Origin of the sequence: Enterococcus phoeniculicola ATCC BAA-412 (genome assembly GCF_000407505.1) — a bacterium.
In the GTDB taxonomy this organism is placed as follows: Bacteria; Bacillota; Bacilli; order Lactobacillales; family Enterococcaceae; genus Enterococcus_K; species Enterococcus_K phoeniculicola.
Genome location: NZ_ASWE01000004.1, coordinates 446,480 through 459,456 on the forward strand (window position 1 = coordinate 446,480; position 12,977 = coordinate 459,456).

At 36.8% G+C, this 12,977-nt stretch carries 14 protein-coding genes; 11 read left to right on the plus strand and 3 right to left on the minus strand.

Annotation, left to right across the window (positions count from 1 at the left end; all coding sequences use genetic code 11):
• Positions 1-64: 64 nt before the first annotated feature.
• The gene (locus I589_RS16060; RefSeq protein ID WP_010767362.1) at positions 65-823 is read right to left on the minus strand and encodes an ABC transporter permease; all 759 of its coding nucleotides are present in this window, start codon (positions 821-823) and stop codon (positions 65-67) included.
• A complete protein-coding gene (locus I589_RS16065) occupies positions 804-1,469 on the minus strand; it encodes an ABC transporter ATP-binding protein (protein WP_010767363.1) in 666 nt (221 codons plus the stop codon). Before I589_RS16065 ends, I589_RS16060 begins: the two co-directional genes overlap by 20 nt.
• A gap of 297 nt (positions 1,470-1,766) precedes the next feature.
• Here I589_RS16065 and I589_RS16070 point away from each other — a divergent pair, with 297 nt between their 5' ends.
• Both I589_RS16070 and I589_RS16075 read left to right on the plus strand, forming a co-directional pair.
• Complete coding sequence (locus I589_RS16070) at positions 1,767-2,330, plus strand: sugar O-acetyltransferase (protein ID WP_010767364.1); 564 nt, start codon at positions 1,767-1,769, stop codon at positions 2,328-2,330.
• A gap of 827 nt (positions 2,331-3,157) precedes the next feature.
• On the plus strand, positions 3,158-4,204 hold the full coding sequence (locus tag I589_RS16075) for an AbrB family transcriptional regulator (protein WP_174298974.1): 1,047 nt from the start codon (positions 3,158-3,160) through the stop codon (positions 4,202-4,204).
• 108 nt (positions 4,205-4,312) lie between these two features.
• Here the strand turns inward: I589_RS16075 and I589_RS16080 are convergent, their stop codons facing one another.
• Positions 4,313-5,458, minus strand: coding sequence for a glycerate kinase (locus tag I589_RS16080; RefSeq protein WP_010767366.1), 1,146 nt, complete (start codon positions 5,456-5,458; stop codon positions 4,313-4,315).
• 168 nt (positions 5,459-5,626) lie between these two features.
• Between I589_RS16080 and I589_RS16085 the strand changes: the two genes are divergently transcribed.
• The 9 genes from I589_RS16085 (at position 5,627) to I589_RS16120 (ending at position 12,882) form a co-directional block, all read left to right on the plus strand.
• Entirely contained in the window at positions 5,627-6,160 is a 534-nt protein-coding gene (locus tag I589_RS16085) for a helix-turn-helix domain-containing protein (RefSeq protein ID WP_010767367.1), read from the plus strand.
• Between the two features lie 108 nt (positions 6,161-6,268).
• Positions 6,269-7,075, plus strand: a complete 807-nt coding sequence (locus I589_RS16090; RefSeq protein ID WP_010767368.1) for a bifunctional hydroxymethylpyrimidine kinase/phosphomethylpyrimidine kinase — start codon at positions 6,269-6,271, stop codon at positions 7,073-7,075.
• Positions 7,062-7,556 carry an ECF transporter S component gene (locus tag I589_RS16095; RefSeq protein ID WP_010767369.1) on the plus strand — a complete coding sequence of 165 codons (495 nt, stop codon included), beginning with the start codon at positions 7,062-7,064 and terminating at the stop codon, positions 7,554-7,556. The genes I589_RS16090 and I589_RS16095 overlap by 14 nt, the downstream gene beginning before the upstream one ends.
• A gap of 18 nt (positions 7,557-7,574) precedes the next feature.
• On the plus strand, positions 7,575-8,126 hold the full coding sequence (locus I589_RS16100) for a TIGR01440 family protein (RefSeq protein ID WP_010767370.1): 552 nt from the start codon (positions 7,575-7,577) through the stop codon (positions 8,124-8,126).
• 16 nt (positions 8,127-8,142) lie between these two features.
• A complete protein-coding gene (locus tag I589_RS18500) occupies positions 8,143-8,289 on the plus strand; it encodes a hypothetical protein (protein ID WP_010767371.1) in 147 nt (48 codons plus the stop codon).
• A gap of 506 nt (positions 8,290-8,795) precedes the next feature.
• Positions 8,796-9,242, plus strand: a complete 447-nt coding sequence (locus I589_RS16105) for a DUF1648 domain-containing protein (RefSeq protein ID WP_169828840.1) — start codon at positions 8,796-8,798, stop codon at positions 9,240-9,242.
• 339 nt (positions 9,243-9,581) lie between these two features.
• Positions 9,582-11,345, plus strand: a complete 1,764-nt coding sequence (locus tag I589_RS16110) for a 1-deoxy-D-xylulose-5-phosphate synthase (RefSeq protein WP_010767373.1) — start codon at positions 9,582-9,584, stop codon at positions 11,343-11,345.
• 113 nt (positions 11,346-11,458) lie between these two features.
• Positions 11,459-12,439: an aldo/keto reductase gene (locus I589_RS16115; protein ID WP_010767374.1), complete on the plus strand. Its 981-nt coding sequence runs from the start codon at positions 11,459-11,461 to the stop codon at positions 12,437-12,439.
• A gap of 65 nt (positions 12,440-12,504) precedes the next feature.
• Positions 12,505-12,882 carry a MerR family transcriptional regulator gene (locus I589_RS16120; protein ID WP_010767375.1) on the plus strand — a complete coding sequence of 126 codons (378 nt, stop codon included), beginning with the start codon at positions 12,505-12,507 and terminating at the stop codon, positions 12,880-12,882.
• Positions 12,883-12,977: the final 95 nt, after the last annotated feature.

Here is a 12,977-nt window from a genome sequence, read left to right on the forward strand (position 1 = left end):
AACTAAAACGAAGACAGTAAAGGTTCTCATAATGAGTAATCTTAAATCTGTCTTCGTTTTTATGTTAAATCATTAATTGTTTTTGTTCATTATAGTAGCTCTTATAGGCTAAGTACGTAGCAAGAACTGAGCCGATACTTGTTGCCGAAAGTAGCATAAAAGTTACCATAATTTGATATTTAATAGCGTGAACGGGATCGACACCTGCAAAAATTAGTCCAGACATCATTCCAGGAAGGCTGACTATCCCAACGGTTTTTGCTGAATCAATGGTAGGAGACATTCCTGTTCGGATGCTTTGTCGAAGAATTGAAAGAGAAGCAAGCTTGATATCAGCACCTAATGAAAGCTTCTCTAAAATAGCCTGACGTTGGTCGTGGAACAGACTATCCAGACTTCGATAACAAAGACCGATGGCGACCATTGAGTTGCTGGCAATCATTCCACTGATAGGAATAATTTGGGAGGGAATAAATTTTATAGAGCCAGACAGAACCAGCACACCGATGGTTACACTCGTACTTGCACCGATTGCAATAAACGAGAGAAGAAAACCGTTTTTGATATGCTGACTTCTTTTTTTTGCATTTTGTGCTGCATTTATCACAATAATAAGCGCCATTGAAACGGTTAAAAACTCATTATTTACCCGAAAAAGATAACTTAACACATAGCCGACAAGTACCAGCTGAATAATTGCGCGAAATACACTGAAAATAATGTCTTTTGTAAATCCTAATTTTTCTTTATAACTAATTCCTAAAGCGACCATAACCAACATAGCTGCAAAAAATAAGGAGAGATTATTGACTGCTAAGTTCATTTGATGCCTCCATTCTTCCGTTCACAATACGAATCGTTGACTTTGCTTGTTGAATTTCTTCATTGTCGTGGGTGACACGGATAAGTGTAGTACCATTTTTCTGATTTAATTGATTTAGCCATTCATTTACAATTCCTTTGCTTTCCTCATCTAACCCTGTTGTCACTTCATCTAATAAGAGAATTTCTGGTAAAAAGAGCACATTTCGTAATAAAGCAACACGCTGTTTTTCACCACCCGATAGTTCTGTAATCTTTTTTTGTAGATAGTCTTTAGAAAGCTTGACTTCTTGAAGAAGACTTTTAGCATGGGCTTCATCAAAGGGCTTATTTCTAACGGTATAAGGAAACAGTAAATTGTCAAAGACTGTTTCACCAAATAAGGTAGGCTGTTGAAAGCAATAAGATACCTTCTTTCTGTAGTCCTCAGGTTTGTAAGAAGTACTTGGTGTCCCTTGGAAAAATACAGTACCACTTGTCGGGCTTAATAGTGTAGCAAAAATTTTTAATAAGGTACTTTTTCCTCCACCAGATGGACCTATGATGGTTGTTTGACTGCCTTTTTCTATTGAAAGGGTAATGTCAGAAAGGATGTTCTTATTTTCAATCTCATAAGAAACTGCCTCTGTAGCTAATAGTATGTCCATAAATGCTTAGCTCCTTGTTCGTATTAAAATGTGTGCTTGTTGTTCCCAAAATATCATAGCACAGAATCGCTGAAAGTGGGACTCAAGGATTGATGTAGAAAAAAATTGTGACTGTATCGTCAGATTGCTTGATGTTTTCGTGCAACTTGTAGAAAGAATAGAGAGCACTGTAAAAGCAATTAGGGACGTGCTATCATGAATAGTGAAGAAAATAATTGTTGGAAAATAAGAATCGTATGATTCGTTTCCAAAAATGAAAGCGATTAACTGTAAGTGGATGTTAGGAGGAGCAAAGTAATGGAGACAGAAGAAATTTTTAAGAAGATGCATAGTGGAGAAATATACTTTGAAAATGCTGAAACAGGAAGTTTGCAAAAGAAGTTTAATGAAATTCTTTATGATTTCAATCAAGTCAGACCGTCAGACGAAAAAGAAAAACAACAATTAATGAAACAGTTATTTGCAAGTGTAGGAGAAGGCGTGTATATTGAACAGCCTTTACGAGCAAATTGGGGTGCTAATACGCATTTAGGAAATCATGTGTACGCTAATTTTAATCTAACACTCGTAGATGATACACGAATTGAAATTGGAGACAATGTCATGATTGGGCCAAATGTAACCTTGGCTGCAGGAACTCATCCGCTAAATCCTGAGCTACGAGTAAAAAAGGCACAGTATAATCTTCCTGTGGTTATTGGTGAAAATGTCTGGTTGGGTGCTGGGGTAATTGTTCTTCCAGGTGTGACAATTGGAAAAAACTCAGTCATCGGAGCAGGTAGTGTAGTAACAAAAGATGTTCCAGAAAATGTTTTAGCTTTTGGCACACCCTGTGTTGTTCAAAAGACGATAACGGAATAAATATTATTAGGAGGTCGGGACAGAAGTGTTCAGCTCCGAGAAATAAGAAGGAATTCACGAAGATTGTTCCTCAAATCTTTGGGAATTTCAGCTTATTTTCGAAGCCTTCAACTCTAGCATGTCTCATGCGTAGAAGTTGATGAGAGCGAAACGCAGTGGAGACCTTCAACTCTAGCATGTTTCATGCGTAGAAGTTGATGAGAGCGAAACGCAGTGGAGACCTTCAACTCTAGCATGTCTCATGCGTAGAAGTTGTTGAGAGCGAAACGCAGTGGAGACCTTCAACTCTAGCATGTCTCATGCGTAGAAGTTGTTGAGAGCGAAACGCAGTGGAGACCTTCAACTCTAGCATGTCTCATGCGTAGAAGTTGTTGAGAGACAAACGCAGTGGAGATGAGTTGCTTCTGTTCCCGTCGTTTATTAAGATTTTACAAAGGTGGGGAATAACTTAATTAGTTATGTCCCACCTTCTTTTTATGGAAAATTCAGTAGAGAGAAAGAAACTAGAAATTGTTCTTTTGGTGTTTTTTTTAGGATTTTCTGTGAAGAGAAAATTTGTTCATTTATAATGAATAAGCAAGCGCACCTCAGCATTCTCTTTCTTATACAGCGAAATATACCGAAAAGAGGTACGTTGGGGACCTGGTTCGTGCGTAGAAGATGGTGAGAGACAAACGCCGTGGAGATGAGATTCTATCTTCACTCTGTCTTTTAGTAATCTTTTAAAAATCTGGTAGTTTATCGTTAGGTTCCAGAATCATTACATCGTATAAAAATTAGCATTCATTTGTAGAGGTAGGAGAAAAACATTGTTAGTAAAGATGGTTATGACATTCGTAGTAGGACTGTTGGGCGGTTGTCTGGCAAAACGACTGAAGATGCCAGCTGCATTTATGACAGGAAGTATGATTGCGGTGGCTCTATTTTCTATTCTTACTAATCAGTCAGCTATGCCGGGCTCTCTGAAAGTATTTGCACAAATTGTTAGCGGCGCTTATATTGGGCAACAAGTTTCTAAAGCAGACTTACTTAATTTTCCCAAATTGTCTAAGCTTATCGTACTGCTTTTAAGTTTTTTTACAGTCAATATGTTTGCAATGGGGTTACTTTTTCATTATCTGTTTTCCATTGATTTAGTGACGGCACTTCTTAGCTGTATGCCAGGTGGTATTATGGATGTGTCACTAATTAGTATTGACATGGGGGCGCAGTCAGAAATTGTTGCGACCATGCAGCTTGCCCGTCTTGTGGGTATTCTCTTGATACTTCCAGCTTGGATTCAATTTTTGTTGAAACGGCTTGGAAAAGATGATGTATCCTCAGTGAATAAAACAAAAGAAAAGATGCAAAAAATCCATCCCTTTGGCACAAATAGAAACTGGACAAATGATAGTCTCATTTTGATTATTGCAGGAATCGGGGGGCTATTGGGAGTCTATTTAGAGATTCCTGTCGGTGCCCTCATCTTTTCCTTAATTTTTTCAAGTCTATTAAAAATCGTCAAAAATACAGCACAGTTAAACAGCTCGATTCGCTATCTTGCTCAAATTCTTGCAGGTTCAATTATCGGAAGTACGTTTACACATCATAGCGTACAACAAATGTCACAATTAATTGTACCAGCACTTCTTCTTTTAGGAAGCTATTTGATTATTAACGTTTTATTTGGATTTATCGTTTATAAAAAAGGTGACTTAGATTTGAAATCTGCTTTATTTGCTTCCTCTCCAGCTGGAGCTACCGATATTTCACTTATTGCGGGTGAACTAGGTGGTGATATGCCAAAAATAGCAGCTATTCAAATTAGTCGGACCATCTACACCATTGTTGTTCTTCCAAATCTTGTCCGTTGGTTTGTTGGCTGGATTAGTTAAGACAATGAGTAGCTGAGAAGTCTATAAAATGTCTGTTTTGGAATAAAAAAGAATGAAAAATGAGTAAAGACAGGGTTAATGTCCAAAGTGGTCACTAGCCCTGTCTTTTTATTGAGAGTTTTTTTGAGTGAGACAGATGAGCTGAAAAATCTGCCGACTCAGTTCTGTAATATTTTTTAGTGTATAGGCGGTATCCATTGCTTGATTTAAGCTGACGGGTTCATGCTGTATTGAAAAAATACCGTCAAATAACGTCTGCTTTGGAATTTCTTTATAGCTTCCACAAAGCAGCAGTGTATGCGTCCTATATTTTTTTGCAAGATTTGCTACTCCATAGGGAACTTTTCCCGCACTCGATTGTGCATCCAGCCTTCCTTCACCAGTAATCACCCAATCACTCGTTCGTAGATGTTCTTCTAAACCAATTAAGTCAGCCACTAGGGAAAATCCAGACTGCATCTCTGCTCCTAACCAAGCAAAAGCCCCTCCAAGTCCTCCCGCAGCACCTGCCCCAGAAGCCAATTTCAAATCTTGATAACCTTGATTCTGCATTGATTCTGCGATTTTTGTCAATTTTTCATCAAGCAAAACAACTTCTTCTTCTGTTAGCCCTTTTTGGGGACCAAAAATATATGCTGCTCCATTTGAACCACAATAAGGATTTTGTACATCATTTGCAATAATGAGATGAATGTTTGCTAATTTTTCTTTTAAGGAGTCTAACGAGAGACTGTGCGCAGATAATAAAGGATTAGAGTGGAGACTAGGCATGAGTCGATTGTTTTTGGCATCAAAAAGTTCTGCTCCTAAGCCCTGAAGCATCCCTAATCCGCCATCTGTTGTTCCACTACCACCTAAAGTGATAATGATTTGTTTAATTTCCTGATCGATAATAGCAGAAATCATCTGGCCTAAACCGTAGGAGCTAGTTGAATAAGCTTGATTTTTTCGATTGTTTGAAAAGTGGATGCCAACGACACTAGAAGATTCAATAACTGCTGTGGGAAGACCGTTAATAATTGTTAAAAAGTAGTTCGCACGAATGTCTTCTCCAAACGAATTGACTGTTTTCAGAGAACAAATTTCACCAGGGAGAGCAGCGGAAATTGCTTCTATTGTACCTTCACCGCCATCAGAAATGGGAATAGGGATTACTGTTTCCACCAAGTCCTCAATTCCTTTTTGTATTGCATGGGCGAGTGCAAAAGAAGTTGCACTTTCTTTAAATGAATCAATCGCAATTGTTACTTTCATCTAGATATCCACCTTCCTTTTGTTCATGATACCATTGATTGAATAGAGAAAATAGTCTTTTGACAGAGCTGTAGCGCTATTGAGTCGGGGTGGGTTTGGAAATTGCATTAAGAAGCTATTTCTTTTATACTAAACTGTAGTTGAGTAGATTGGAGAGGAAGGAAAAGAATGAAAAACTGTTTAGACATTTACTTACAACATCACGCGATGACTCGCTATGATGTATCAAAAAAATCAGGTGTTTCAGAACAGACACTTTCAAAGGCAAGTAAACGCAACCCCAACACATTAACCGCAAAAACGTTAATTGCTATTTCAAAGGGAACCGGTGAATCACCAGGAGAGGTCTTAGATGCTCTTTTAAAAATATTAGAATCAGACGAGCTATACATAGTGACAACATTAGTAGAACTTCGACAAAAGATTAACGAACAAGAGGATGAATTTATTGTAAGAGGAGAATACGGGGAGCTTTTAAAAGAAATTGAGAATAGTCGCTTATCAGAAGAAAGTCTGCTGGGCTTTCAACTAGGAAGCAGAGGAATGGGCGACTTGATTGTTTGGGGGTTAAATCGTGTGAGACAAACCCTTGCTGACGATCCTAAAATGGAAAAATTAAAGCAAGATATTTTGGATTTATATCAGTTAAAAATAATGAATGGTACTGAGATGAAGCTAAGATTGAAACAATTAGATTATTAAAGAAAATTCAATAGATAAAAAACTGCTAATTGGATGGATAAAAAAACACCCAATTGGCTGTTTTCAATCCCCTTAATTTCCATATAATGAAAGTAAGGAGTTGAGTGTATGACAAATACCCTATTAACGATTGCAGGTTCTGATACACTTGCGGGTGGTGGAGTACAAACGGATTTAAAAACAATTGAAAACCATCAGATTTTTGGCGTAGCTGCAATTACCTGTATAGCTACGCAGAATGAACGAGGGTTTGAAATACATGATGTATCGACACAATTGGTGGAGGAACAGCTTTCTAGTATTGATAGAGCAATGGCTATTTCAGGAATTAAAATTGGTTTGCTCCATCAACTATCTACGATAACAAGAGTGGAACAGTTTATACAAACATTTACAGGGCCGATTGTGCTAGATCCTGTGATGGCATTTAAAGAAACAGAGGCACAGTATCATGCCACATATAAAAATGAGCTCGTGTCTCGTCTATTTCCATATGCAACGATTATTACCCCAAATTTAAAAGAAGCAGAGCTACTTTCTGAAATGACGATTCATTCAATCGAAGAGATGAAATGTGCAGCAAAAAAGATTCTTCGTTTAGGTGCAAAATCTGTAGTCATAAAGGGTGGAGAGCGAATATCTGGGAAAATAGCTTATGATTTATTTTATGATGGGCAACAGTTTGTCCTCTTAAAAAAAGAAAAGCTGAAAGAAAAGACGATAAATGGTGCAGGTTGTTCATTTGCCTCGGCAATCGCCTCAAATTTAGTTTTAGGTAATGAACTAATTTCTTCTGTTGAAAAAAGTAAAGAGTTTGTTTACCAATCGATTAAGCATGGAATTCTATTGAAAAATGGTGAAGGTAATGTTTGGTTTGGTCAGACTGTTGAGGAGGGGAATTATGAAAACACGTGAGTTAACAAAGCTAGCTTTGATGGTGGCACTAACGGTATCACTATCTATTTTGTTTATTATTCCTGTCCCCCAGACAAAAGGCTTTGTCACTTTATGTGAGGTAGGTATCTATTCATCGGCCTTACTTTTTGGTCCAACAGGTGGCTTATTTGTAGGCGCTTTGAGCGGTGGACTCATTGATTTGATTTCTGGCTATCCTGAATGGGCATTATTTTCTGTACTTATTCATGGATTACAAGGATGGCTTTTGGGTTATTTGTATCAGAAGTTTCCTAATAAGAAAGGGATGATTGTTGGTTTTGTATTGGCAACGTTCTTAATGGTTGCAGGTTATGCATTTGCCACAACTTTGCTCTATACATGGCCTGCAGGAGTCGCCTCAATACCAGGAAATTTGATTCAGAACTTTTTTGGTATTCTGGTCACTGTTCCTTTGTATCAAGCATTACAAAAAATCCTTCGTCATCCTCAATATAAATAGAAAGAAGTTTGATTGATTATGGAAAAAGAAACCTTGCAAAAAGAGTTAACTGTTATTGTAAATGATGTATTGAAAGCAGCTAAACTGAAAAAAGGAAATGTCTTTGTTTTAGGCTGTACAACAAGTGAAATTGTTGGTGGACAAATTGGTAAAAATTCTAGTCAAGAAGTCGGACAATGGGTCATCGAGACGATGAAATCAATTCTTGATTCATTAGGCATTTATCTTGGTGTACAGGGCTGTGAGCATATTAATCGCGCCCTTGTAGTTGAACGTGAGCTTGCAGAAGCAAAAGGTTGGGAAATTGTTTCAGTAAAGCCTGCATTGCATGCAGGTGGAGCATGCTCAGTGGCTGCGTTTGAACAGTTTGCTGATCCAGTTGAAGTTGAACATATTCTTGCGCAAGCTGGAGTGGACATTGGCGATACGTCAATTGGCATGCACGTGAAACATGTACAGGTGCCTGTTCGTCCATCTGTCAAAGAGTTGGGTGGAGCACACGTAACTGCCCTTCGAAGCCGTCCAAAATATATTGGTGGACCAAGAGCGATGTATGAATCGATGGACTAAGAGGGGGAAATAAGTAATGGAGGAAGAAGTTTTTTTCAATTATTTAAAAGTCGCACTTCAAAATTTAGACAGCACGAAAGCCTTGCAGTTTAACATTGAGATGGAGATTCGCCGCTTACTAAAACAATATTCACCAGAGCAAATAAAAGAGAAAATAAAATAAAAATGAATAGAAACAATTTGAGAATCACTTTCAAAAGCTGAAACTTGGCTTTTGAAAGTGATTTTTTTCAAAGAATTGACAGCATCAGGAAATTGATGAGAGCAAATAACCGCATTTCACTCAACCAATGTACGTTGGACTCGCCATTAGAAGAGTTAAAAATTTATTCGTATCTTCCTATCTGTATCTAAAAGAACAACAAAAAAAGGTAGAACATATCAAAAATAGGTAGCGTTCACAAAAATAATTTGTTGAATGCTAAAGTGAGGGGGCTATAGCGATAAAAAAATTAAGGAGATGGATTATGGTTACATTTTAAATAGCTATCTTTTGCTTATTCACTAAAAATCTAAATAAATGCTTTGATTGATTAAAAAATTATTGCATATTTATTCACTTTTTTTATGAGCTACCGCGCGCTGTTATTGATATGAGCGCGCAAATGGCTTATACTACTTGATGTATTAAAAAAGGCTCGTGAAAAGAGTAGGATGAAAAAGAGTGTGATGAAAAAGAATATGATGAAAAAAAATAGAATAAAAAAGAGTGTGATGAATAAGAGAACAGTGGCAATAACTGTTGGAACTATAGGCTTATTTCTGTTGGTTCTTCCATTTTTGCCTAAGGAAATTGTTGTACATATTGACGGAAACGGATTACCAACGAATTTTCAGAATAAATATCTTTTCTTTCTTTTTTTCTCGGTAATAGATATTGTTGGTTCGATCTTGTGGGTAACATTGTTAAAAACAAGAGTGGCCTTTTTGGAAATGGTGAGCCACAAACTTAATGAGCTAATTGTGCTTTATTTTCCAGTACTTATGCTAACTTTGCTTTTAATGAGTCTGTCAGCGACACTTAGATTAATCTCGCCAATGATAATTTTCTTCAGTATTCATGGCTTATATGCAGTGGCATTAGTTTATGCTATTTTTGTAAACAGGAATAGATAAAGAAGTAGAACAGAAACAGCTTGCTTCGAGAACCAAACAGGTACCGTATACATCGAAGGTAAAATTTTTCGTGTTTTAGAGCAATAAGAAGGAGCCGCTTTTGCTTCTAATCTTTATTAAGATTTTACGAGGTGAAACGTAACTTAGGTTATGTTTCACCTTTTTTCGTTAAAAAAAAAGATAAATCTTTGAAAAAATCAGATAGTTTCTTGAATGTGGACTTACTGAAAACAGGAGAATTGCTGTTATTTGTGAAAAAGATAGAAAACTTTTAAATTTCCCCTTGACTTAAAGTTCACTTCAAGGAGTAAACTAACGAATGTTGAAGGGGGAATTTTTATGTTTTTAGAAAAAATAAATAATCCAGAAGATGTTAAAAAATTAACAAGAGACGAGCTATATCTATTAGTAGACGAGGCAAGAGAAGCATTAATAAAAAAAGTAAGTCATCATGGAGGTCATAATGGTCCAAATTTAGGTGTAGTTGAAATGACAGTTGCACTGCATTATGTTTTTCAATCACCTGTTGATCAATTTATTTTTGATGTCTCACACCAATCATATGTTCATAAAATGTTGACCGGAAGAGCAAAAGCATTTTTAGACGAGACACACTATGACGACGTATCAGGATATACTAACCCAAAAGAAAGTCCACATGATTTATTTACGGTTGGTCACACATCTACCTCTTTGTCTTTAGCAAATGGTGTAGCAAAAGCAAGAGACTTGAAAAAAGAGACCAACAACGTTATCGCAATCATTGGCGACGGCTCTATTTCCGGCGGTTTAGCTTATGAAGGATTGAATAATATTTCTGAGCTTGGAACAAATACAATTGTGATTGTAAATGACAACGATCAGTCGATTGCAGAAAATCATGGAGGAATTTATGAGAACCTCCGTTTGCTTCGTGAAACAAAAGGAAAAGCGAAAGATAATTTCTTTAAATCTCTAGGATTTCACTATGAATATTTAGAAGAAGGAAATAATTTAGATGCGTTAATTGAATTGTTTCAAGCGGTAAAAGATACCAAGTCTCCAGTAGTTCTTCATATTCATACAATTAAGGGGAAAGGATTCGCTTTTGCAGAAGAAAATCGCGAAAAATTTCATGCAGGAGGTCCGTTTAGCTTGGAAACTGGTGAATATATAAGCACTGGAAATCAGTTATCTTATAACCAGCTAACAACTGAGTATTTACTGGAAAAAATGGCAAAAGACTCATCAGTTGTGGCTGTTAATGCAGGCACGCCAATGTTGTTGTTTTCTGCTGAACAGCGCGCGAAGGCTGGTAAACAATTTGTGGATGTAGGAATCGCAGAAGAACAAGCCGCTACTATGATTGCAGGATTAGCTAAAAATGGTGTAAAACCTGTTTGGGCAGTTTATTCAACCTTTATGCAAAGAAGTTATGATCAAATATCTCACGACTTAGCATTAAATAATTTGCCAGGAACTATTTTAGTTTATGGGGCTTCTGTGAATGGTATGAATGATGAAAGTCATCTAGGAATTTTTGATATTCCATTTCTCAGCCATATTCCCAACTTAGTTTATCTTGCGCCAACCACGAAAGAAGAATATTTAGAAATGCTTGATTGGTCAATCGAACAAATGAATCATCCAGTAGCCATTCGAGTGCCTGTAGGGGGTGTAAAATCAGAAGAAGTAATCAAAGAGTTAAAGCATCCGGATATTTTGTCCAATCAAATTAGTCAAATGGGCGCAGATGTAGCTATTTTTGGGATTGGAAATTTTTATCATTTAGCAAAAGAGGTAGCAAACAAATTAGAAGAAATAAGCCAACTAAAACCGACCCTCATCAATCCAAGAGTGATTTCTCAGTTAGACAAAGGAGTATTAGAAGAGCTGAAAAAAGCACATAGACTAGTGGTGACGCTGGAAGATGGAATTTTAGAAGGCGGGTATGGGCAAACAATCGCTAGCTATTATGGAGATTCAGGTATGAGAGTACAGAACTATGGATTGGATAAAGCTTTTCATGACCGCTATACAGCAAGTGAACTGATGGAGGAAAATGGATTGACTGTCGAAACGATTTGTCAAAAAATTTTAACGAACTTCCCAGCGGTAGATTAATCTGTTTATTCCTTTTTTATTTTCCATTAAATAAATCTTCATTCTCTATTGACTTAAAGTGCACTCTAAGGTCTATACTTAAAGTAGGTAAAAGATAAGGAGGAAGGCTGAATATGGAGTACGTAAAATTAGGAAATACAGGACTAGACGTTTCAAGAATTTGTTTAGGTTCAATGAGCTTTGGTGATCCAAAAAATTGGATACATAAGTGGGTTCTGGAAGAAGAGGATAGCCGTCCGTTGATTAAACGTGCGTTAGAGTTGGGTATCAATTTTTTTGACACAGCAAATGTTTATTCTTTAGGCCGTAGTGAGGAGATTCTAGGGAGAGCCTTGAAGGACTATGCCAAAAGAGATGAGATTGTACTGGCAACAAAAGTTCATCAAAAAATGTTCGAAGGACCCAATGGACAAGGTCTTTCAAGAAAAGCCATCATGTCTCAAATAGATCAAAGCTTGCAGCGGCTTAAAACGGATTATGTCGATTTATACATTATTCACAGATGGGATTATAATACACCAATAGAAGAAACCATGGAGGCACTGCATGATGTAGTGAAATCAGGAAAAGCCCGTTATATTGGCGCTTCTGCTATGTATGCTTATCAGTTTCAGCAAGCAAACACAATTGCTGAAAAAAATGGCTGGACAAAATTTGTTTCCATGCAAAATCACTTAAATCTTATTTATAGAGAAGAAGAGAGGGAAATGATTCCTTACTGTCGTTCCGAAAAAATTGCATTAACCCCATATAGTCCGATGGCATCAGGGCGATTGATTCGAGATCAGGAAGAAAAAACAAGTCGTAGCTTAACAGATACTGCTCAAAAAGCAAAATATGATGAAACAGCTGAAAAAGATCAATTGATTATCAAGCGTGTCGCTGAACTAGCTGATAAATATGAAACAAATCGTGTAAACATTGCTTTAGGATGGCTCTTGCAAAATGACTTAGTTGCGGCTCCCGTAGTAGGAGCAACTAAGATGAGTCACATTGAAACAGCTGCAGGAGCAGTTGACTTTCATCTAACAAAAGAAGATATTTCTTATTTAGAAGAGCTATATGTTCCACACAAGGTAATTGGACATGATTAAACTAGTCAAAAGTGAGAGACTTTTTCCATTTGGAATAGAGAAAAAATAAGAGAGGATGCTGTCAAATGAATATCTCTGAGGCTGCCAAGAAATATAAGTTAACACCTGCAACACTTAGATATTATGAAAAAGAAGGCTTAATTCCTCCTGTAACTAGAAATTCTTCCGGTGTTCGCGAGTATCAAGAAGAAGAGTTAAACTGGATTGAATTTATTAAATGTATGAGAGATTCAGGACTATCCATTGAATCCTTGGCTAAATATACTGCTCTTTACCAGATTGGGGAAGAAACACTTCTGGAAAGAAAAGAGATTTTAGTGGAGGAGTATCAAAAGCTGTTAGAAAAGCAGCAATTAATGAACAAAACCATTGAGAGACTAGAAACTAAGCTTGCGATTTATGATGTGGAAATTAAAGAAACAGAACAATCGTTAAGTCTGTAATTCGTGATAGTAGGCAGAAATTGAACGCTTGCAGAGTGATTAATAAAACAAACCGTTGGTATTGTTTTATTAATTGCTCTTTTTTTATTGAAGAC